At 73.4% G+C, this 19,302-nt stretch carries 16 protein-coding genes; 12 read left to right on the plus strand and 4 right to left on the minus strand.

Annotated features, from left to right (window positions below; translation table 11 throughout):
• Window positions 1-4: 4 nt before the first annotated feature.
• Entirely contained in the window at window positions 5-1,021 is a 1,017-nt protein-coding gene (locus tag J2S58_RS17825) for a hypothetical protein (protein ID WP_205257096.1), read from the minus strand.
• Between the two features lie 148 nt (window positions 1,022-1,169).
• Here J2S58_RS17825 and mtrA point away from each other — a divergent pair, with 148 nt between their 5' ends.
• From mtrA to secA, 7 genes are all read left to right on the plus strand, one after another.
• Window positions 1,170-1,847 carry an MtrAB system response regulator MtrA gene (mtrA, locus tag J2S58_RS17830; RefSeq protein WP_205257097.1) on the plus strand — a complete coding sequence of 226 codons (678 nt, stop codon included), beginning with the start codon at window positions 1,170-1,172 and terminating at the stop codon, window positions 1,845-1,847.
• On the plus strand, window positions 1,844-3,832 hold the full coding sequence (gene mtrB / locus J2S58_RS17835; protein WP_306829130.1) for an MtrAB system histidine kinase MtrB: 1,989 nt from the start codon (window positions 1,844-1,846) through the stop codon (window positions 3,830-3,832). Before mtrA ends, mtrB begins: the two co-directional genes overlap by 4 nt.
• The gene (locus tag J2S58_RS17840; RefSeq protein ID WP_205257098.1) at window positions 3,832-5,694 is read left to right on the plus strand and encodes an LpqB family beta-propeller domain-containing protein; all 1,863 of its coding nucleotides are present in this window, start codon (window positions 3,832-3,834) and stop codon (window positions 5,692-5,694) included. The genes mtrB and J2S58_RS17840 overlap by 1 nt, the downstream gene beginning before the upstream one ends.
• A gap of 115 nt (window positions 5,695-5,809) precedes the next feature.
• A complete protein-coding gene (locus J2S58_RS17845) occupies window positions 5,810-6,265 on the plus strand; it encodes a pilus assembly protein CpaE (protein WP_205257099.1) in 456 nt (151 codons plus the stop codon).
• Window positions 6,266-6,378: 113 nt separating this feature from the next.
• Window positions 6,379-7,149: a ComF family protein gene (locus J2S58_RS17850; protein WP_205257100.1), complete on the plus strand. Its 771-nt coding sequence runs from the start codon at window positions 6,379-6,381 to the stop codon at window positions 7,147-7,149.
• A 301-nt stretch (window positions 7,150-7,450) separates the two neighbouring features.
• The gene (gene hpf, locus J2S58_RS17855) at window positions 7,451-8,107 is read left to right on the plus strand and encodes a ribosome hibernation-promoting factor, HPF/YfiA family (protein ID WP_205257101.1); all 657 of its coding nucleotides are present in this window, start codon (window positions 7,451-7,453) and stop codon (window positions 8,105-8,107) included.
• A gap of 322 nt (window positions 8,108-8,429) precedes the next feature.
• Window positions 8,430-11,306 (plus strand): preprotein translocase subunit SecA, encoded by a 2,877-nt coding sequence (gene secA / locus J2S58_RS17860; RefSeq protein ID WP_205257102.1) that lies wholly within the window; start codon window positions 8,430-8,432, stop codon window positions 11,304-11,306.
• A gap of 178 nt (window positions 11,307-11,484) precedes the next feature.
• Here secA and J2S58_RS17865 read toward each other — a convergent pair whose 3' ends face one another.
• Window positions 11,485-12,147 carry an Rv3235 family protein gene (locus J2S58_RS17865; protein WP_205257103.1) on the minus strand — a complete coding sequence of 221 codons (663 nt, stop codon included), beginning with the start codon at window positions 12,145-12,147 and terminating at the stop codon, window positions 11,485-11,487.
• Window positions 12,144-13,355, minus strand: coding sequence for a LysM peptidoglycan-binding domain-containing protein (locus tag J2S58_RS17870; protein ID WP_205257104.1), 1,212 nt, complete (start codon window positions 13,353-13,355; stop codon window positions 12,144-12,146). The genes J2S58_RS17865 and J2S58_RS17870 overlap by 4 nt, the downstream gene beginning before the upstream one ends.
• Before the next feature lie 265 nt (window positions 13,356-13,620).
• Here J2S58_RS17870 and J2S58_RS17875 point away from each other — a divergent pair, with 265 nt between their 5' ends.
• Window positions 13,621-14,205: a hypothetical protein gene (locus J2S58_RS17875; protein ID WP_205257105.1), complete on the plus strand. Its 585-nt coding sequence runs from the start codon at window positions 13,621-13,623 to the stop codon at window positions 14,203-14,205.
• Between the two features lie 31 nt (window positions 14,206-14,236).
• On the opposite strand, the gene J2S58_RS17880 is transcribed toward J2S58_RS17875, so the two are convergent.
• Window positions 14,237-14,467 carry a helix-turn-helix domain-containing protein gene (locus tag J2S58_RS17880; protein ID WP_205257106.1) on the minus strand — a complete coding sequence of 77 codons (231 nt, stop codon included), beginning with the start codon at window positions 14,465-14,467 and terminating at the stop codon, window positions 14,237-14,239.
• Window positions 14,468-14,715: 248 nt separating this feature from the next.
• Here J2S58_RS17880 and J2S58_RS17885 point away from each other — a divergent pair, with 248 nt between their 5' ends.
• From J2S58_RS17885 to J2S58_RS17900, 4 genes are all read left to right on the plus strand, one after another.
• Entirely contained in the window at window positions 14,716-15,357 is a 642-nt protein-coding gene (locus J2S58_RS17885; RefSeq protein ID WP_205257107.1) for an SAF domain-containing protein, read from the plus strand.
• Window positions 15,354-16,667, plus strand: a complete 1,314-nt coding sequence (locus J2S58_RS17890) for an AAA family ATPase (RefSeq protein ID WP_306829139.1) — start codon at window positions 15,354-15,356, stop codon at window positions 16,665-16,667. Before J2S58_RS17885 ends, J2S58_RS17890 begins: the two co-directional genes overlap by 4 nt.
• Window positions 16,668-16,743: 76 nt before the next feature.
• Window positions 16,744-18,579 carry a WS/DGAT/MGAT family O-acyltransferase gene (locus J2S58_RS17895; protein ID WP_205257108.1) on the plus strand — a complete coding sequence of 612 codons (1,836 nt, stop codon included), beginning with the start codon at window positions 16,744-16,746 and terminating at the stop codon, window positions 18,577-18,579.
• Window positions 18,576-19,109 (plus strand): DUF6912 family protein, encoded by a 534-nt coding sequence (locus tag J2S58_RS17900; protein WP_205257109.1) that lies wholly within the window; start codon window positions 18,576-18,578, stop codon window positions 19,107-19,109. The genes J2S58_RS17895 and J2S58_RS17900 overlap by 4 nt, the downstream gene beginning before the upstream one ends.
• The last annotated feature ends 193 nt before the right edge of the window (window positions 19,110-19,302 follow it).

Here is a 19,302-nt window from a genome sequence, read left to right on the forward strand (position 1 = left end):
CGGGTCAGCCCGTCTTCGCCGGCGGCGGCGGGTTCTGTGCAGCGGCCGAGGCCAGGGAGGGACCGAGGTTCTCCTTGCGGATGCGCAGGTCCACGTAGATGAGCGCGACCACCGACGCCGACCAGGCCCCGATCAGACCACTGGCGATCACGGTGAGGATCTGCATGAAGACGAAGGACGACGTGCTGCCGGCACTGCCCATGATCGGCACGGCGACGAGGCTGACGGCCAGGGTGCCGGCGAAGGCGATCCCGATGACGGCCATCATCGTGCCGAAGATGCGCCCGCGGTGGCCGCGGGTCAGCTCGGCCGACCGCCGCAGGGCGGTCCCGACTCCGGTCCGCTCCATCACCGCGACCGGGACGGCGACGATCCAGGCCAGGTAGATGAGCACGCCGGGAACGACGAGGAACAGCGCGCCCACCGCGACGGAGAGCGAGACGACGGCGCTCACCCCGACGAGCACCACCCATCGACCGCGCAGCCGCTCGGCGATGATGCCCGTCGACGGGCGACCGATGACCGCACGGGTCACCACGGAGGTGGACACGGCCGACAACACGGTCTGGACGACGATCCCGACCACCAGACCGGCCAGGGTGTAGACGATCCACGAGGCCGGGAACGAGGTGCGCCGCCCCGTCGCGAACTCCTGGATCCAGGCGTCGTCCATGACGTAGCTGACCGGTCCGGCCAGGGCGGCGAGGAGCAGCGGGAGCAGGGACGCGACGACGGCACCGAGGAAGGCCACCGCGAGCAGCAGGCCGGCGTTGCCGCGGACCACCCGGATAGCGCCCGACAGCACCTCTCCCACCGTCAGCGGCCGCAGCGGGATCACACCCGGCTGCGGTGCGGTGCCGCCGTGGAAGACGCCCCCGTTCCAGCCGAACTGCGGGCTCGCCGAGTACTGCGCCGGGTAGCTGGGGAACTGCTGCGGGTACCCCTGCTGACCCGCCGGCCCGCCCGGGGGTGGTGTCCGGTCGCCGGGGCGGGGGTCCTGGGGATCAAAAGGGGCGCTCACGCGATCATGTTTGCATGCCGCGCCCGCCCCGATCCGGTGTGCCGGACGCGGGTCGAGGGCACAAAGAGGGTGGAGGTCCGACGACGCGGACGGTGTCCTGGCTGCGGGAACAGCCGGTGCCGGACCCCGGGGATGACACCATGGAGCCATGAGAGCTCGCGTTCTGGTGGTCGACGACGACCCTGCCCTGGCCGAGATGCTGACGATCGTGCTGCGCGGGGAGGGTTTCGACACCGCCGTGGTCCGGGACGGCTCGCACGCGCTGGGGGCGTTCCGCGAGACGAAACCCGATCTGGTGCTGCTGGACCTCATGCTGCCCGGGACCTCGGGTCTGGACGTCTGCAAGGAGATCCGGGCCGAGTCCGGGATCCCGATCATCATGTTGACGGCCAAGACGGACACCGTGGACGTGGTGCTCGGGCTGGAGTCCGGCGCCGACGACTACGTCATGAAGCCGTTCAAGCCCAAGGAGCTGACGGCTCGCATCCGGGCCCGGCTGCGGCGCGCCGATGTCGGCACCGCGGAACGACTGCGCGTGGCCGACGTGGAGATCGACGTCCCCGGGCACCAGGTCACCCGGGCCGGCGAGGCCATCTCGTTGACCCCGCTGGAGTTCGACCTGTTGGTCGCCCTGGCCCGCAAGCCGCGCCAGGTGTTCACCCGGGAGGTCCTCCTCGAACAGGTCTGGGGATACCGGCACGCTGCCGACACCCGCCTGGTCAATGTGCACGTGCAGCGGCTGCGTTCCAAGATCGAGCGCGACCCGGAGCATCCCGAGGTCGTCGTGACCGTCCGCGGCGTGGGGTACCGCGCCGGGGTGTCGTGACCGGGGCCGGTCCCGGAACGCCCCCCGCCCGGGCCGCCAGCACCTCCCTCGACGACGGGGCCGACCGGGCCGACCGGGACGAGCGCCGACCGGGGGACCTGCCCGAGGACGGCGCGGACGGCGGACCCGACGGGCCCGCCACCCCGCGCATCGCCGAGATCGGCGGCACCCGGCCGGTCGGCCGGTCCACCCGCGTGGAGGATCTGGCCTCGCGGTGGCGGGCCGCGCTGACCTTCTGGAGCCGATCGCTGCTGCTCCGCGTCATCGTGGTCACGCTGACCTGCTCGGTGCTGGTCATGCTCGGACTGGGCGTGATCCTGCAGCAGCAGATCATGCGCGGACTGCTGCAGTCCAAGGTGGACGCGGCCGTGGCCGAGCTGGACAACGCCCGGTCCACCGCCGAGAACTCGCTGGCCGGCGCCGATTCCGACCCCAACTCGCTGCGCGACCAGCTGCAGCGCACGGTCCAGGAGCTCGGTCGACCCACCACCCAGACCGGCGCGCAGAACTCCACCGCCGGTGTCTTCGAACCCGTCATCATCCCCAGCCGGCTGGGTTCGGAGATCGACCTCGCCGTCGGCCCGACCCGGGACGTGCCCGCCGAGCTCCGCTCCCGGGTGCAGGCCGGGTACCTGGCCCGGCAGTACACGACGGTGGAACGCGACGGCGTGGCCATCCCCGCGCTGGTCGTCGGGACCCCCGCGGTCACCCGTACGGACTCGTTCGAGGTCTACCTGATCTTCCTGCTGGCCGGTGAGCAGAAGACCGTCGGCGTCGTGCAGAACACGCTGCTGCTGGGTGGGGCCGTGGCCGCCCTCGCGCTCACCGCGATCGCCGCCCTGGTCGCCTTCCAGGTCGCCCGCCCGGTCCGCCGGGCCGCCGCGGTGGCCCGGCGGCTGGCGGCCGGCGATCTCGGGGAGCGCATGCCGGTGAAGGGCCCGATCGAGATGACCACGCTGGCCCTGTCGTTCAACGGCATGGCCGAGGCCATCCGGGCGCAGATCCGCCAGCTGGAGGAGTTCGGCAAGCTGCAGCGCCAGTTCACCTCGGACGTCTCGCACGAGCTGCGCACCCCGCTGACCACGGTGCGGATGGCCGCCGACCTCCTCCACGACAGCCGGGAGGACTTCCCGCCGCACCTGGCCCGGTCGACCGAGCTGCTGATGGCCGAGGTCGACCGGTTCGAGATCCTGCTCGCCGATCTGCTCGAGATCAGCCGGCACGACGCGGGCATGGCCGACCTGAACGCCGAGGCGATCGACATGCGGGCCTGCGTGCGGGACAGCGTTGACGGTGCCCGCGGGCTCGCCGCCCGGGCCGGGGTGCAGATCGTGCTCGACCTACCGCTCGACCCGGTCGTCGCGGAGATCGACACCCGGCGGGTCGACCGGATCCTGCGCAACCTGGTCAACAACGCCATCGACCATGCGGAGGGCGGCACGGTGGAGATCGACATGGCCGCCGACGCCGACGCCGTCGCGGTGACCGTCACCGATCACGGCGTCGGGTTGCGACCCGGCCAGGCCGGCCTGGTGTTCAACCGCTTCTGGCGCGCCGATCCGTCCCGGCAGCGGCACACCGGGGGCACCGGCCTCGGCCTGGCCATCTCGCTGGAGGACGCCCAGCTGCACGGCGGCTGGCTGCAGGCCTCCGGCAGCCCGGGCGTGGGCGCCCGGTTCCGGCTCACCCTGCCGCGCCGGCGGTCCGGCCAGATCGAGGAATCTCCGCTGCCGCTCTCGATGCCGGGTACGGACGACGAGCCCGCACCGTCGGACCCGTCCGGTCCGCACGACAGCGCCGCCCCGCGGCTGGCCGAGTTGGTCACCGGACGTTGGGAGACCGTGGACAGCACCGGTTTCGCCGTGTTCACCGGGCCGACCGAACCGGCGTCGGAGACCGGCAGCCATCCGGTGCAGCCCGCCGTGGGGGAGTACCCGGGTTCCGACGTCACCACCGCCGGACCGCGGCCGGGACGGGGGGCGTGATGAGCCACCGCGCCCGACCGCGCACCCGGAGGCTGCGGGCTCTGCTGGCCGCCGGCCTGGTCACCCTCGCCCTCGCGGGCTGCTCGGCGATCCCTTCGGCCGGGGCGGCGCTGGACGTCCGGCAGGTCACCGACCAGGTCGAGCAGACCGCCCCGCAGGCACCGCAGCCCGGGCAGCAACCCGACCAGATCGTCCGCGGCTTCATCACCGCCAGCGCCCGGCCGGACCGGGACGCTGCCGCCGGGACCAGCCTGGCCGCCGCCCGGCAGTACCTCACACCGCAGGCCCAGGTCGGTTGGCCGTCCCCGGACACGCCGGTGCTGCTGCTCGCCGACGGGTACCGCACGGACTCCGACGAGACCGCCCCCGGTTCGGTCACGGTGACCGGCCCCAGCCAGGGTCTGCTGCGGGAGGACCGCTCCTTCGCACCGCCGCCCGCCGGCGAGACCGACCCCTACACCTGGACCATGACGCTCCAGCAGATCGACGGAGAATGGCGCATCTCCAACCCGCCGCCCCAGTTGCTCATCCAGGCCGGTGACTTCGCCGGGGCCTACCAGCGCAAGGTCGTCTACTTCCTGGACGCCTCCGGGACCGTGGTCGTCCCCGACCCGCGGTACCTGGTGGTCAGCAGCACCGAGATCAACCGCGCCGACCGGTTGATGGATCTGCTGCTCGATGGCCCCAGCGCGGCCCTCGACGGCGCGGCGGTCAGCCAGTTCGGCCCGGAGGCGGCCCTGCGGTCCAACGTCACCGCGGACGCCGACGGGGTCCTACGGGTCGACCTGACCGGCGTCGACGTGTCCACGCCCGCGTTGCGGCGCGCGCTGGCCGCACAGATCGTCTGGACGCTCTACACGACCAGCCCGCGCATCGCGATCTCCGTCGACGGCGAACCGCTGGATCCCACCCAGCTCGTCTACACGGTCGCCACCGTGTCCTCCTTCGACCCGGACCGGGTCGCCGGGACCGGCCAGGTGGCGTCCGACCCGTACTACGTCGACCCGGAGGGCGACGTCGTCGGGCTGCAGGACCCCACCCTGGAGTGGCCGCAGGTCGGGGTGCGGATCTCCGCCGCGGCCCTGTCCGCGGCCACCGGCGCGGAGGCCGCGGTGGCCACCGACCCGCAGGGTGGCCAGCAGTTGCTCATCGGGCCGGCCACCGCGGACACGCTCCAGGCCGCGCTGCGCGCCGACACCCTGACCGCACCGGTGTTCAGCCGGACCGGCGACGAGGTGTGGGTCGTGCAGAACGGCGCCACCCGGCCCGAGGTGTACCGGGTGGCCACCGCGGTGACCGCCGGGACGGCCAGCCGGGTGCGGGTGGACTCGACCGCGCTGGCCGGCATCGGTGCGGTCACCGCACTCGCTCTGTCGCCCGACGGGGTGCGGGTCGCGGTCGTGGCCGGGGAACGACTCTGGGTCGGGGTCATCGCCCCCGTCCAGTCCGCCACGCCCACCGACACACCCGAGACCGCCGGCCCGCAACCGGACGACAGCGCGACCCAGAGCCCGGCCACGGTCGCGGTGACCGATCTGGTGCAGATCCGTCCCGACCTGATCGACGTCGGCGCCGTCACCTTCTCCTCGTCCCGGGAGCTCACCGTCGCCGGCGCCACCTCGCCGGTCAGTCGGCGCACGCTGTTCAGCGTCGGCGTCGACGGGCGGGACCTCACCGGGTTCACCACGACCGGCATCTTCAACGACGTGCAGTCCCTGGCCGTGTCGGCCGGTCAGCCCCCGCTCATCGGGTTCGGCGACCGGATCTGGCAGCTGTCCGGATCGGCCACCGACGGGCAGTGGGTCACCCCGCTGCCGTCCGCGCCGTCGCTGAACGGGTCGTCGCCCTTCTACCCGGGCTGAGCGGCCGTCGGTGTCGGTGCCGCCGGCGGGGCCGTCGTCGGTGGGCCCGGCGGGGCCGATTCGTCCCGGGGCCGGGACCTCCCGACCCGACGGGCGTCTCCGGCAGACTGGCGGGATGATCTCGGTCGATCTCGCGGCCCGGTTGCGCGCCACCGGCCTGCGCTGGCACCCCACCCCGGCGGACCGCTTCACCCTGCTCAACCAGGCCTTCGACGGCGACGTGTTCACCATCAGCGACATGGTCGTCGAGGCGCACCACCGCCCCGAGGGCACCGTGCTGGGCTTCAACGGCACGACGGAGTGGGCCCTGGACTCGGCCGAGGCGTCCGAGGCGCTCTGGCTGCCCCGGGAGGACCAGCTCCGCGGATTGCTCGCCGGCACGTTCCGTCAGCTGACGCGGGACGGGGACGCCTGGGTGGTGACGGCGGTGCTGCCCGGCGGGGACGGCCCGGAACACTTCGCCGCGGCGGAGGCGGCCGACGCCTACGGGTCGGCGCTGCTCGCCCTGCTCGCCGTGGTGGACGACGCCGGTCCCGCGCCGGAGGACGTGGCGCCCAGCCCGCCGTCCTGACCCGGGTCGCCCGAGCCGGGACGAGCGGGTGCGGCGTCGGCGGCCGCGACCGAGTTGTCCCCAGATCCGCCGACGCACCGTCGGTTCACTGCTCGCCCGCCCATGCTGACGGAATGATCCCCGCACCGCCCTCCCGGCCGGCCCGCTGGGCGTCCGCCCCGGCCCGCTGGGTGGGCGCGCTCCGTGCCCACGGCGGGGCGGGCCTGGATCTGGTGCTCCCGCGGACCTGCCCCGGGTGCGGCGCCCCTGAGCCGTGGTGCGCCCGCTGCGCGGTCACCCTCGGTCCGGTCCGGGCCGTCCGCCTCCCCGATGCCGCCCTGGATGCCGCGGCCGGGCTCGCCCTGCCCCCGGTCTACGCACTCGCCGGGTACCACGGCGCGCCCCGGGCCGCGGTCCTGCACGGCAAGGAGCGGGGCCGGAGGGATCTGCCGGCCCGGCTGGGCGTCCCGCTGGGGGAGGGGTTGGCCGTTCTCGTCCGGGCCGGGGTCCTCCTGCGCGACCCCTGGCTCGTCCCGGCGCCCAGTCGCCGATCCGCCGCCCGCGCCCGCGGAGGGGACCCGGTCACCGCGATGGCCCGGTCCGCTGCGCGGACCCTCGCCCGTCAGGGGCTCGCCGCAGGGGTGGCACCGTGCCTGAGCACCGCGGCCGGCGCCGTCGACTCGGTCGGCCTGGGGGCCCGGGAACGGGTCCGCAACCTCGCCGGGCGGGTGCGGTACGCCCCGCGGGCGGCGCCGCCGGCCGGCGCCGTCGTCGTCCTGGTGGACGACGTGGTGACGAGCGGGGCGACCGTCCTGGCCGCCTGTCGGGTGCTCGCCGACCACGGTCGGCCGGTGTCGGCCGTGCTGTGCGTGGCGGCCGCTCCGAGCCTGTTGCGGCGACCCTGACAGGTGGTCGACATCTGCGTTCGGCATGCTGACGTCACCCACCGCGACCAGGATGATCACCGGTTCGACCCGGTCGGCTGACGGCTCCTGGAGGTGTCTGGCGGGTGACCGTCGGATGAACCCCCGGATGCGCCGTCCGATCGGTTCGCGGGTACGTTCGGGGGCACGCCCGACCGGTCCGGACACCTCGTCCGGCCCGACCGGAGCGGCACACCCACGGTGTGCCGCAGTGCCCCGCCCCAGGGCCAGGCGTCGGAACGTCACGCGACGCCGGCCCCCGTCAGCACGGACTGGAGGACAGGTGGAGATCGTCGTCAAGGGACGCCATGTCGAGGTTCCGGAGCATTTCCGGGCCCACGTCGAGGAGAAACTGACCCGCATCGAACGGTACGACCCGAAGATCATCCGGGTGGACGTCGAGCTGTCGCACGAGACCAACAGGCGTCAGTCCAAGACCTGCCAGCGCGTCCAGATCACCCTGGGCAGCCGGGGCCCGGCGGTGCGCGCCGAGGCCAGTGCAGATTCCTTCTACGCCGCGCTCGACGCCGCGACCACCAAGCTCGAGGCGCGGCTGAAGCGGGCCCACGATCGCCGCCACGACCGGCTGACCGAGCGGACCCCGCTCGGTGCCGTCCCGGTGGACCCCGACCTGGTCCTCGACGGTGTCGCGCCGACCGGTTCGGTGGCCACCCTGGTGGCACCCGCGGCCGAGGCGGAACCGGACGAGATGCTGGCCGAGGAGGACGCGCTGTCCCACAGCTACGGCGCCGACGGCGGGCCGGGCCGGATCGTCCGGATCAAGGACCACCCGGCCGATCCGATCACGGTCGACCAGGCGCTGTTCCAGATGGAGCTCGTCGGGCACGACTTCTACCTCTTCAACGACGCCGACACCCATCTGAGCTCCGTGGTCTATCGCCGCAAGGGCTTCGACTACGGGCTGCTCCGGCTGGGCTGACCCGCCCGCCGCACACACGTCGACCCGTCGGGCCGGCCGGACCGTCGTTCGGCCGGCCCGATCGCTTCTCCTGCCCCGCGCTCGCCGGGGCGGCGGATGTGGGTCGGGTGTGGGTTGTGCGGCGACCCCCGGGAGCGATGGCCGCGCGGTGCCGGGCCGTCCTATCCTGCGTGCGGCCGTACCCGGGGGAAATGCCGGTACGCCTACCATGGTGGGCGCCGACCCACCGGTGGATCGGCTGCCGGGTGCACCCGAGTGCGCTCGCGCACACCCCGTCGAGCACGGCGGGGTGGACAACTGCTGTTGGGCAAGGGTGACGCTCGTGGTGCTGGGACGACTGCTCCGGGCCGGTGAAGGCAAGACGGTCAAACGACTGCGTGTCATCGCCGGTCACATCAACGATCTCGAGGCCGACTACGTCGACCTGAGCGACGACGAGCTCCGCGGTCAGACGCAGCTGTTCCGGGACCGGTTGGCCGAAGGCGAGACGACCGACGACCTGCTGCCCGAGGCGTACGCCGTCGTCCGGGAGGCCGCCAAGCGGACCCTGGGCCAGCGGCACTTCGACGTCCAGCTCATGGGCGGGGCGGCCCTGCACCTCGGCAACATCGCCGAGATGAAGACCGGTGAGGGCAAGACCCTGGTCTCGACGCTGCCGGTCTACCTCAACGCCCTGAACGGCAACGGCGTCCACGTCGTCACCACCAACGACTACCTCGCCCAGCGGGACAGCGAGTGGATGGGCCGGGTGCACCGCTTCCTCGGGCTCGAGGTCGGCTGCATCCTGGGCAACCAGCCGCCGGAGGAGCGCCGCAAGGCCTACCAGGCCGACATCACCTACGGCACCAACAACGAATTCGGTTTCGACTACCTGCGCGACAACATGGCCTGGTCGAAGAACGACCTGGTGCAGCGCGGTCACGCGTTCGCCATCGTCGACGAGGTCGACTCCATCCTCATCGACGAGGCCCGGACCCCGCTGATCATCTCCGGCCCGTCCGACCAGTCCTCCAAGTGGTACTCCGAGTTCGCCCGGCTGGTGCCGCGGCTCAAGCTGGAGACCGACTACGAGGTCGACGAGTCCAAGCGGACCGTCGGCGTCACCGAGGACGGCGTGGCCAAGGTCGAGCGCGCACTGGGCATCGACAACCTGTACGAGTCGGTCAACACCCCCCTCGTGGGCTTCCTGAACAACGCCCTCAAGGCCAAGGAGCTCTACAAGAAGGACCGCGACTACATCGTGGTCAGCGGCGAGGTGCTGATCGTCGACGAGTTCACCGGCCGCGTGCTGCACGGCCGTCGCTACAACGAGGGCATGCACCAGGCGATCGAGGCCAAGGAGGGGGTGGAGATCAAGGCCGAGAATCAGACCCTGGCCACCATCACCCTGCAGAACTACTTCCGCCTCTACGAGAAGCTCTGCGGCATGACCGGTACCGCGCAGACCGAGGCGGCCGAGCTCAGCTCCATCTACAAGCTCGGCGTCGTCCCCATCCCGACCAACCGGGATCCGCAGCGGTCCGACGAGTCCGATGTCATCTACAAGAGCGAGGACGCGAAGTTCGACGCCGTCGTCGCCGACATCGCCCAGCGTCACGAGAAGGGCCAGCCGGTCCTGGTCGGCACCGCGTCGGTGGAGAAGTCCGAGCTGCTCTCGCGGCTGCTGCTGCGCCAGGGCGTCCCGCACGAGGTGCTCAACGCCAAGAACCACGCGCGGGAGGCGGCGATCATCGCGCAGGCCGGTCGGTCCGGCGCGGTCACCGTGGCCACCAACATGGCCGGCCGCGGCACCGACATCGTGCTCGGCGGAAACTCCGACTTCACCGCGGACTTCGACCTGCGCGAGAAGGGGCTCAGCCCCACCGAGACGCCCGAGGAGTACGAGGCGGCGTGGGCCGACGCCCTGGCCGAGGCCAAGAAGCGCGCGGAGACCGAGGCCGAGAAGGTCCGTGCCGCAGGCGGTCTGTACGTGCTGGGCACCGAGCGCCACGAGTCCCGCCGCATCGACAACCAGCTCCGGGGCCGGTCCGGCCGGCAGGGCGATCCGGGCGAGTCCCGCTTCTACCTGTCGCTGGGCGACGACCTGATGCGTCGGGTGGGCGGCGGCACCGTCGAGATGCTGATGACACGCCTGCGCATGCCCGACGACGTGCCGATCGAGCACAACTTCGTCTCCAAGGCGATCAAGAGCGCGCAGACGCAGGTCGAGCAGCAGAACTTCGAGATCCGCAAGAACGTGCTGAAGTACGACGAGGTGATGAACCAGCAACGCAAGGTCATCTACGAGGAGCGCCGCCGGGTCCTGGACGGGGAGGATCTGCACCTGCAGGTGCAGAACATGATCACCGACGTGATCACCGCCTACGTCGACGGCGCGACCAGCACCGGCTACGCCGAGGACTGGGACACCGACACCCTCTGGACGGCGCTCCGGACCCTGTACCCGATCACCGCCACCCCGGACTCCATCGCCACCTCGCACGGCGACCTGACCCGGGATTCGCTGCGGGAGGCCGTGCTCGCCGATGCCCGCGAGGTCTGGGCCAAGCGCGAGGAGACCCTCACCCCGGCCATCACCCGCGAGCTGGAGCGCCGCGTCGTGCTCTCCGTGCTCGACCGGAAGTGGCGCGAGCACCTCTACGAGATGGACTACCTCAAGGAGGGCATCGGTCTGCGGGCCATGGCCCAGCGGGATCCGCTCGTGGAGTACCAGCGGGAGGGCTTCGACATGTTCGGGGCCATGCTGGACTCCCTGAAGGAGGAGTCCGTCGGCTTCCTTTACAACCTGCAGGTGCAGATCGTCCCCGCCCCGGGTGCCCAGGCCGCCCAGGCGGCAACCGGTGCAGCCGCTCCCGCGGTGGAGGCTGCTCCGGCTGCCGAAGCCGCCGCGGCTCCTGCGGTGATCGAGGAGGCCGCCCCCGCGGCTGCCGCCCCGGCGCGGCCGGTCCGGCGGCAGGTGCGACCGATCGAGGCGCTGCCGTCGCAGACGGCACCCGCCCCGAAGACGTCCACCGATGCCGCCCCGGCGGCGTTGCTGCGGGGCAAGGGCCTGGAGCCCCAGCCCGTGCGCCCGGCCACGCTGAACTACTCCGGCCCGCAGGAGCCGGGTACCAGCGAGAACGGCAACGGCGCCAAGAGCCGCTCGTCACGGTCCGGCGGACCCAACCGCGCCGATCGGCGGGCCGGCAAGAAGAAGTGATCACCCGCTGTGCCCTGATGTGACCGACGGCCGCCCCGAGAACCGGGGCGGCCGTTCGTGTTTCGACGGTCGGTGTCGACGGCGTCCCTGTCCCGGTTTGCGGTGTCCGGGCGGCGGTGTCCCGGTCGACCGGTCTCGGTCCGTCGGTCCGTCGGTGTCGGTGTTCGGGGCGGCGGGGTCAGCCGACCTGCAGGGCGGTGATCCGCCACCGGCCGTCGACGCCCTGCAGGCGGAACGCCACCGCCCGGGCCCGCCCGCCCCGGCGGAAGACGGTGCTCACCTCGGCCACCCCGTCCGCCGGTTCGCACACGCGCACCGAGAGCAGATGCGCCAGGGCCGGGGAGGACGGCGTGGGTCGGGCGGCCAGACCGGCGTAGACGTCCGCGGAGCAGTGCACCCGCAGCTGGGCGACCGAACGCTGCCCGGAGAGCACCTCCACCAGGGCGCGGGCCAGCATCGACGCCGAGCGCCGGGCGATCGGCAGCGCCGCCGTGGACGTCCGTCGCACGCCCATGTCGGCCTCGTGCGACCACGCGGGAACGTCGGCGACCTGGATCCGCACCGGTTCCCGTGTGGCGGGCACCCGGGCCGGCAGCAGTGCGGTCGTGGCGGACCCGGCGTCGGCCGGAGCCGGTGGCGTCCACCGCCGGTAGCGGGTCGGCGGACCCGGTGCGTCGGCCCGACCCTCCAGTTCGTCGTCGAACGGCGGCTCCGGATCGGGGAGGGCGACCAGGTAGGGGCGGCGCACCCGGCCGGCCGCCGGGTCACCACCCGCGCGGTCGGACAGAGCCGACGCCGTGTCCTGGGACCGGGGGAGGGGGACGGACAGAGCTGTGGTCATCGGGAGTCCTCGGGGTGGTCGACGGTCGGCGGGGTCAGCAGTTGACCGGGTCGGATGAGATCGGGATCGCCGCCGACGACGGAGGCGTTGGCGGAGTACCAGGCGTCGACGGCGACGGCCACCGCGGCGTCCCCGGCGCCGACCGGCAGATGTGCCCGGGCCAGGGACCAGAGCGAGTCGCCGGGCCGGACGGTCACCCGACCGCTGGGCTCGGCGCCCGACGGGGCCGGAACGGCGGGGTCCTCGGCGTGCACAGGGCCCGGGAGACCGGGCAGGGCGTCCTGGGCTGTCGCTCCGGGGGCTGTGGCTGTGGCTGTGGCTGTGGCTGTGGCTGTCGCGGTCGGGGTCGCTCCGGTCGGTCCGGCGGGCTGACCGGCACTGGAGGGCACCGTCGTCACGGACATTCCGGTGGATTCCGTGGCTGAGTTCGGCTCGGCGGACGGGTCCGTGGATGCGGACGGTGCGGTGGTCCCGGCGCCGGCGGTACCGGCGGGGTCCGCATCGTGGGCTGGCGCAGCGGCGGGTTCGGAGGCCGGATCCGCCGCCGGGCGGTCCGTCGAGGCATCGGTCGTGCCGGGCCAGGAGAGATCGGGGACCGTGGGCGGGTGATCGGTCGGGGCCGGTGCCCCCGGGACGGCGGGGGAGGTGGTCATCGGCCAGTCGAGGTCGATCGAGGTCAGGGTCGGCGCAGTGCCGGTGGAGGCGGACCCGCTCGCGGCCGCCCAGGAGGACGCGGTCCCGGATGACGCGGTCGCGGATGCCGAGACCTCCCGCGACGCCGTCGTCGTGGACGCCGACGAGGACTCCGGCGCGACGACGCCGGCCGCCGGCCCACTCGAGGAGGCCGCCCCGGGCGCAGTCGCGCCCACCGGATAGGCGGGCGGGGCCGCGCAGGCGGTCATCGCCCCGCCGACCAGCGCTGTGCCCACGGCTGCGACGACCAACCGGCGTGCGGCGGCGGGAGCCAGTCCCTGCAGCGCGACGTGGGCGCACCGGCCGACGGCACCCGGCACCCAGGAGACCGCGGCCACGAGCAGGACGGCACAGACCCAGCCGACCAGCAGCCAGACCAGGGCGCCGGCGAGCAGCACCATCACCTGGTCCGTCGAGGAGGACGTCCCGGCCGACAGGCGAGCGGCACGCGCGATCAACTCCCCCGGGGGCGGCACCAGACGCGTCACCGCCGCCGACCCGAGGACGAATGCCACGAGCCCCGACCGGATCGTCCCGGGGGAGGTGGCCTTCCGTCCCGCCGCTCCTCCGAGGTCGGGGAGGGGGTCCGGCTCGCCGGTCCCGAAGCCGGCACGAGCCCAGCAAGACACAGCGGGCCGGGAGATGACCGCTTCTCGCGACCCCACCTGATTGTTGCGTTTGATGCCGTTTGACATGATTGACAGTCAATGAAATCCGCTGAGACCTGTCAAGTGCTGGTGAGTCGCGGTTGACGGCGACGGGAACACGGAGCGAGGGTGAATGATGCGTTGGGAGCAGCTGTTCGCCGCCCTGGAGGCCCAGTTCGCCGCATTGGCCGACGACGGGGAGCAGGCGGAGTTCGCGGACCGAACGCGGCTCGCCGTCGGGGCGGTCACGATGAGCGAACGACTCGCCGGATCGGTGGATTCCGTCGTGCGTCTGCGCACCTCGGGTCCGACGATCACCGGGGTGCTGCGTCAGGTCGGACCCGACTGGGTGCTCGTCGACGAGTCGGCCGGCCGGCAGGCGCTCGTGCGGCTGGCGGCGGTCACCGGGGTGGAGGGCCTGTCCTCGGCGACCGGTCCGGCACTGACCGCCGTCGCGCTGCGGCTCGATCTGCGGTGGGCCGTGCGCGGACTGGCCCGTGATCGCGCGCCGGTGTCGATCGTCGTGCAGAGCGCGCCGGCGGATGCGTCGATGCAGGTGGACACGGGTATGACGGGAACCGTGGACCGAGTGGGGGCCGACTTCCTCGAGCTGGCCGCGCACGCGGCCTGGGAGCCCCGACGGGCCCGTAGCGTGCGGGCGGTCGTCCTCGTCCCGCTGGGCGCCGTCGTGGCGATCCGCGCGGCCGTGCTGGGTTGACGGGGGCGCGGTGGCCGCCGGACCCGGTGGGTCAGCGGTCGGCGGTCAGCTCGCGGGGGAGCTCGGCGAGCCCGGCCGCGGTGCGCTGGTAGGCGTGCTCGATGTACTCCTCGAGCTTGCTGCGCTCGACGCGCCACTGGTTGCGGCCGCCGATCTGGATCCCCAGCAGTTCTCCGCTGCGCACCAGGGCGTAGGTCTGCGACGAGGAGATGTTCAGGATCTCCGCCACGTCGGCGAGGGTGAGGAAGCGCTCGGACGCCACGGGTCCTCCTGTCGTGTCGGTGATCGACCGGTCACGGTCGGATCGAACGGTCGTCACGCCTCGACCCGGTGGGCCGAGTCGCTCGTCAGTGTATCTCTTGATGGCGATCGACCGCACTTGAACATGCTTGGGGTAATTTGCCGTCTGCAGTGTGACTCGGCGGGTGCGCGCAGCCCCGGCCGTCCACGGTTCGAGACCGTGCGGCCCGTGCCTCCGTTCGTCACCGCAGGACGACGAGGGAGCACGTCATGGGGCAGCCTGCAGCGCCGACGCCGCGGAGGATGGCCCGGCCGAGATGGCTCAACCTGCGGGTGGTGCTCGGGCTGGCGCTCGTGGCCGTGGCCGTCGTCGCCGGAGCGACCGTCGTCGGTGGCAGTGCGCGCACCGTTCCGGTGTGGGCGGCCAACCGGGATCTCGCCGCGGGGACGGTGCTCACCGGCGCCGACCTCGTCCGGGTCGATGTGAATCTCGGGCAGACGGGCACCCATTACCTCGGGGCGGACGCCGATCCCCCGACCGGGCGTTCGGTGGTCGCGCCGGTGGCTACCGGAGAGCTGCTCGCCGTCTCGGACATCGAGGCGCCGCCGAGCGGTCGGGTGGTGGTCGTGGGGGTGGGCGCGGATCGGATGCCGCCGGGGGTCGACCACGGTTCGGTCGTCGACCTCTACCTGACCACGGCCGGTGCCGGGACCGGTGACCCGGTGCAGACGGAGCTCATCGAGCAGGAGGTGACGGTGCAGTCCGTCACGGCTCCGGACTCCGGCGGACTGTCCGCCGCCTCGTCCGACGCCTACCAGCTGGCGCTGCTGCTGCCGTCGGACCAGGCCGACGAACTGGTCCGCACCCTGCTCCGCGGTGATGTCACGGTCGTGCTGGTGAGCGGATCGTGAGCGGCCCCGGTCTGCTCACCGCGGGCAGTGGTCAGAGCTGGGAGAACGAGCTGGTGGCGATGTTGGACCGGCCGGGCGCGCCGATGTCGGTGGTGCGACGGTGCGTGGACGTGGCCGACGTGCTCGCCCACGCGGCGACCGGCCGGGCCTCGGTCGCCGTGGTCGCCGCCGACCTGCGCCGGCTCGACACCGACGCGATCCACCGGCTGACCGTCGCCGGACTGGCCGTGGTCGGCGTCCACCCGGCGGCGGACGACCGGGCGCGGACCCGGTTGGAACGGATCGGGATCAGCGTGGTGGTGCCCGACGAGGCAGGGTCCACGGCCCTGGTGGAGGCGGCCCGCTCCGCGCTCAACCATCTCGCCCTGGACCGGGACCTCGACACCGATCTTGGGGAACGGGGCCAGGCCCTGGACCGGGCGGTTGCCGACACCCGGGCCGCCCTGCCGCCCACCCTGCCGATCGACCCGGACCCGGATTCCGAACCGGCGGAACCGCCGGCCCGGGGTGTGGTCGTCGCCGTCTGGGGACCGACCGGGGCTCCGGGACGGACGACCGTCGCCGCCGGGCTGGCCGCGGACCGGGCCGCCGCCGGGCTGCCCACCCTGTTGGTGGACGCCGACGTCTACGGCGGGGTGTTGGCCAGCGCGTTCGGTCTGCTCGACGAGTCGCCCGGGCTGGCCGGTGCATGCCGGATGGCGGCCAACGGTCGGCTCGACGTGACCGCCCTGTCCCAGTTGAGCTGGACGCTGGGCCCGACACTGCGGTTGCTGACCGGGCTGGCCCGGGCCGATCGGTGGCCGGAGATGCGGCCGTCGGCCATCCCCGCGGTGCTCGACGTGTGTCGGGAGACCGCGGCGTTGACGGTGGTCGACGTCGGCTTCTGTCTCGAGGCCGACGAGGAGATCACGTTCGACACCGCCGCACCACGCCGGAACGGGGCCACCCTGGCCCTGCTGGCCGAGGCCGACATCGTGCTGGCCGTCGGATCGGCGGACCCGCCGGGGATGGAGCGGCTCATCCGTGGACTGGCCGAACTGGCCGAGATGGTCCCGGAGGCCGACCCCACGGTGGTGCTGAACCGGTGTCGGTCGGCCGCGGCGTCGGCGGACGAGGCCGTCGAGGCGCTGCGCCGGTTCACCGGACGATCCGTGGCCGCGCAGCTCCCCGAGGACCGTGCGGCGACGGACCGGGCCTGGCACCGCGCCGTCCCCCTCCCCGAGGCAGCGGCCGGCTCGCCGTTGACCGGTGCGCTGACCCGGCTGGCACGGTCCCTGGACCTGCCGGCCGTGGTGCCCGCCGGCCGGTGACCGGGCCGGCCGGGCGGTCCGGAGGGCGGCACCGCACCTGCCCCGGGCCCGCGAGGGGGTGTGCCACCATGACGCCATGACCGACCGGCTGTCCGCGACCGACGCGGCGTTCCTGCAGGCCGAGGACGCCAGCACGCCCATGCACGTGGGCGGGGTCGCGATCCTCGAGCCGTTCCCGGCGCCTCCGGCGGAGCCGTCGTCCGCCCTTCCGGGCGGGTCCGCCGGTCCGGAGTTCGTGTACGCCCGGATCGTCGATCTCATCTCCTCGCGGCTCTCGCTGGTGCCCCGCTACCGCCAGCGCGTCCGCTTCGTCCCCGGGCGGCTCGCCCGCCCGGTGTGGGTGGACGACGAGGACTTCGACATCACCTACCACGTGCGCCGTTCGGCCCTGCCCCGGCCGGGGACCGACGCCCAGCTCGAGGAGCTGGTGGGTCGATTGATCTCCCGCCCGCTGGACCGGGAGCGCCCGCTGTGGGAGATGTACGTCATCGAGGGGCTGTCCGGCGGACGGATCGCCCTGGTCAACAAGACCCACCACGCGATGGTCGACCGGATCGGGGCGGTCGACGTGGCCGCCGCCATCCTCGACACCCGGCCCAGCCCGCGGAGTCTCCCCGACGAGCCGTGGCTCCCCGCTCCGGCCCCCAGTGACATCGACCTGGTCGTGGACGCCGTGGCCGATCTGACCGCCCGGCCGACCGAGCTCGCCGAGTTGGTCCGGTCGGCGACCGCGGATGTCCGTTCCGCGGTGACCCGGGTGGCGGACACCGCCGGCGACGTCATCGAGATCGTCCGCCGCACGGTGAGTCCCGCCCCGCGATCCGTGCTCAACGTCCGGATCGGCGGTCAGCGCCGGTTCGCCACCTACCGGGCGGATCTGGCCGCGTTCAAGGCGGTGCGGTCCGCGCACGGCGGGTCGGTCAACGACGTCATCCTCACCGTGATCACCGGCGCCCTGCGCTCGTGGCTGCTGGCGAGGGACGAACCGGTCACCGGTGCGACTCAGCTGCGCGCCATGGTGCCGATGTCGGTGCGGTCCGGCGTCGGGATGGACGCGACCTCGGTGGTGTCCTACCTGCTGGACCTGCCGGTCGCCGAGACCAGTCCGGTGATGCGTCTGCACCAGGTGTCGTTCTCGATGGGCGGCCATCTGGAGTCCGGCAGTCAGGTGGGCGCCGATGCCCTCGTCGAGCTGGGGCGCTTCTCCCCGCCGACGCTGCACACCCTCGGGGCCCGCGTCGCCGGTCAGCTGTCCCGCCGCCTCTACAACGTGCTCATCACCAACGTCCCCGGGCCGCAGGTGCCGCTGTACGCGGCCGGCCTCCCGGTCAGCGCCATGTACCCGGTGGCGCCGCTGGCGAAGGGCCAGGCGCTCGCGGTGTCGTGCACGTCCTACGACGGCAGCGTCTTCTTCGGACTCACCGCCGACCGGGACGCGATCCCCGACGTGGCCCAGTTCGCCGAGCTGCTGGGGGAGGCCCTGGACGAACTGCTGGCCACCGTCCCCGCTCTCCCCGGCGCCGGGTCGGGCCTCGGCTCCGACACCCCGGTCGGACTGGTGCGCACCGCGCGGCCGGTGCTGCACGCCGTGGCGGACGGCCCCACCGTCGACGGTGCCACCCGGGCACACCCACGTGCGGCGGGACGACCGGGCGGTCAGGACGCGAGGCCGGTCACCCTGCGCGACGTGTCCGCCCCGGTGACCACCGACGACCCGGCCGGGACACCCCGGCGGGCCGGCCGCCCCGACGACGACGGGCCGGGGGACGTGGTGCGCCCGCTGTTCGGCGGTGGCGCCGTCCCCCCTCCGGATCTGCCGGAGGATCCGCCGGCCCCCGACCCGGACCCGCGGACGCTCCGGCCGGAGGTCCCCGGACCCGGCGACCGCACCCCACGAGAGGAACCCCGTTGAGGGTCTATCTGCCCGGCACCCTCGGAACACTGCGCGATGCCCTGGCCGACGGAGCGGTGGCGGTGATCGGCGGCACGGCGTTCGCCGTCACCGGTCCGCTCCGGGGCGAGTACCCGGACTGGGGCGAGGAGGACCTGGAGTACCTGGCCATGCTCGACGCCTCCCGGGCGTCCCTGCGCCTGCTGGCCGCCCGGGACGGGGAGCGGGGGCTCCGCGTGGTCATCGCCGCCGACGTCCCGGACGCCGAGGTCACCCCGCGGCCCGAGGCCGATCGGGCGGTGGTCCGGGTGCCGGGATCGGTGCCCTGGTCCGCGGTCGCGTCGGTCCACGTCGACCTGCCCGAGGCGGAGGAGGCCGTGCACGCCGCAGCCGGTGTCATCGACACGGTCGATCTCGAGCTCGACGAGATGGGCGACGCGGCCTTCGTCCTCGGCTCGGCCGAGGACTTCGGGTTGGCCTGGTACGCACCCGAGGAAGTGGTCCACCTGCTGGTCGACCTGGACGCGGGCGGGGACGGCGGCACGGGCTGATCGCGGGGCGGGTGCGGCTGTCCCGTTCGGGTCGGTCCGGCCGGGCGGCCCGAGCCGTCCGACGGCGAAGCCGTTGGCCCACATCGCGGTCGGGCAGGCGCGTCTCGGCGCCGCTCCGGCGGACGCAGAAACCGGCGGTGACCTGGTGGTCACCGCCGGCGGGCGTTCTGCTCACCTCGGGGGAATGGTCCAC

This window comes from Nakamurella flavida (assembly GCF_030811475.1).
In the GTDB taxonomy this organism is placed as follows: domain Bacteria; phylum Actinomycetota; class Actinomycetes; order Mycobacteriales; family Nakamurellaceae; genus Nakamurella; species Nakamurella flavida.

What these genes read in the sequence shown, in the direction of transcription:
- mtrA (WP_205257097.1), top strand. Translation starts at nt 1,170, where the DNA reads ATGAGAGCTCGCGTTCTGGTGGTCGACGACGACCCTGCCCTGGCCGAG.
- J2S58_RS17840 (WP_205257098.1), top strand. Translation starts at nt 3,832, where the DNA reads ATGAGCCACCGCGCCCGACCGCGCACCCGGAGGCTGCGGGCTCTGCTG.
- J2S58_RS17845 (WP_205257099.1), top strand. Translation starts at nt 5,810, where the DNA reads ATGATCTCGGTCGATCTCGCGGCCCGGTTGCGCGCCACCGGCCTGCGC.
- J2S58_RS17850 (WP_205257100.1), top strand. Translation starts at nt 6,379, where the DNA reads ATGATCCCCGCACCGCCCTCCCGGCCGGCCCGCTGGGCGTCCGCCCCG.
- J2S58_RS17865 (WP_205257103.1), bottom strand. Translation starts at nt 12,147, where the DNA reads ATGACCACAGCTCTGTCCGTCCCCCTCCCCCGGTCCCAGGACACGGCG.
- J2S58_RS17875 (WP_205257105.1), top strand. Translation starts at nt 13,621, where the DNA reads ATGATGCGTTGGGAGCAGCTGTTCGCCGCCCTGGAGGCCCAGTTCGCC.
- J2S58_RS17885 (WP_205257107.1), top strand. Translation starts at nt 14,716, where the DNA reads ATGGGGCAGCCTGCAGCGCCGACGCCGCGGAGGATGGCCCGGCCGAGA.
- J2S58_RS17895 (WP_205257108.1), top strand. Translation starts at nt 16,744, where the DNA reads ATGACCGACCGGCTGTCCGCGACCGACGCGGCGTTCCTGCAGGCCGAG.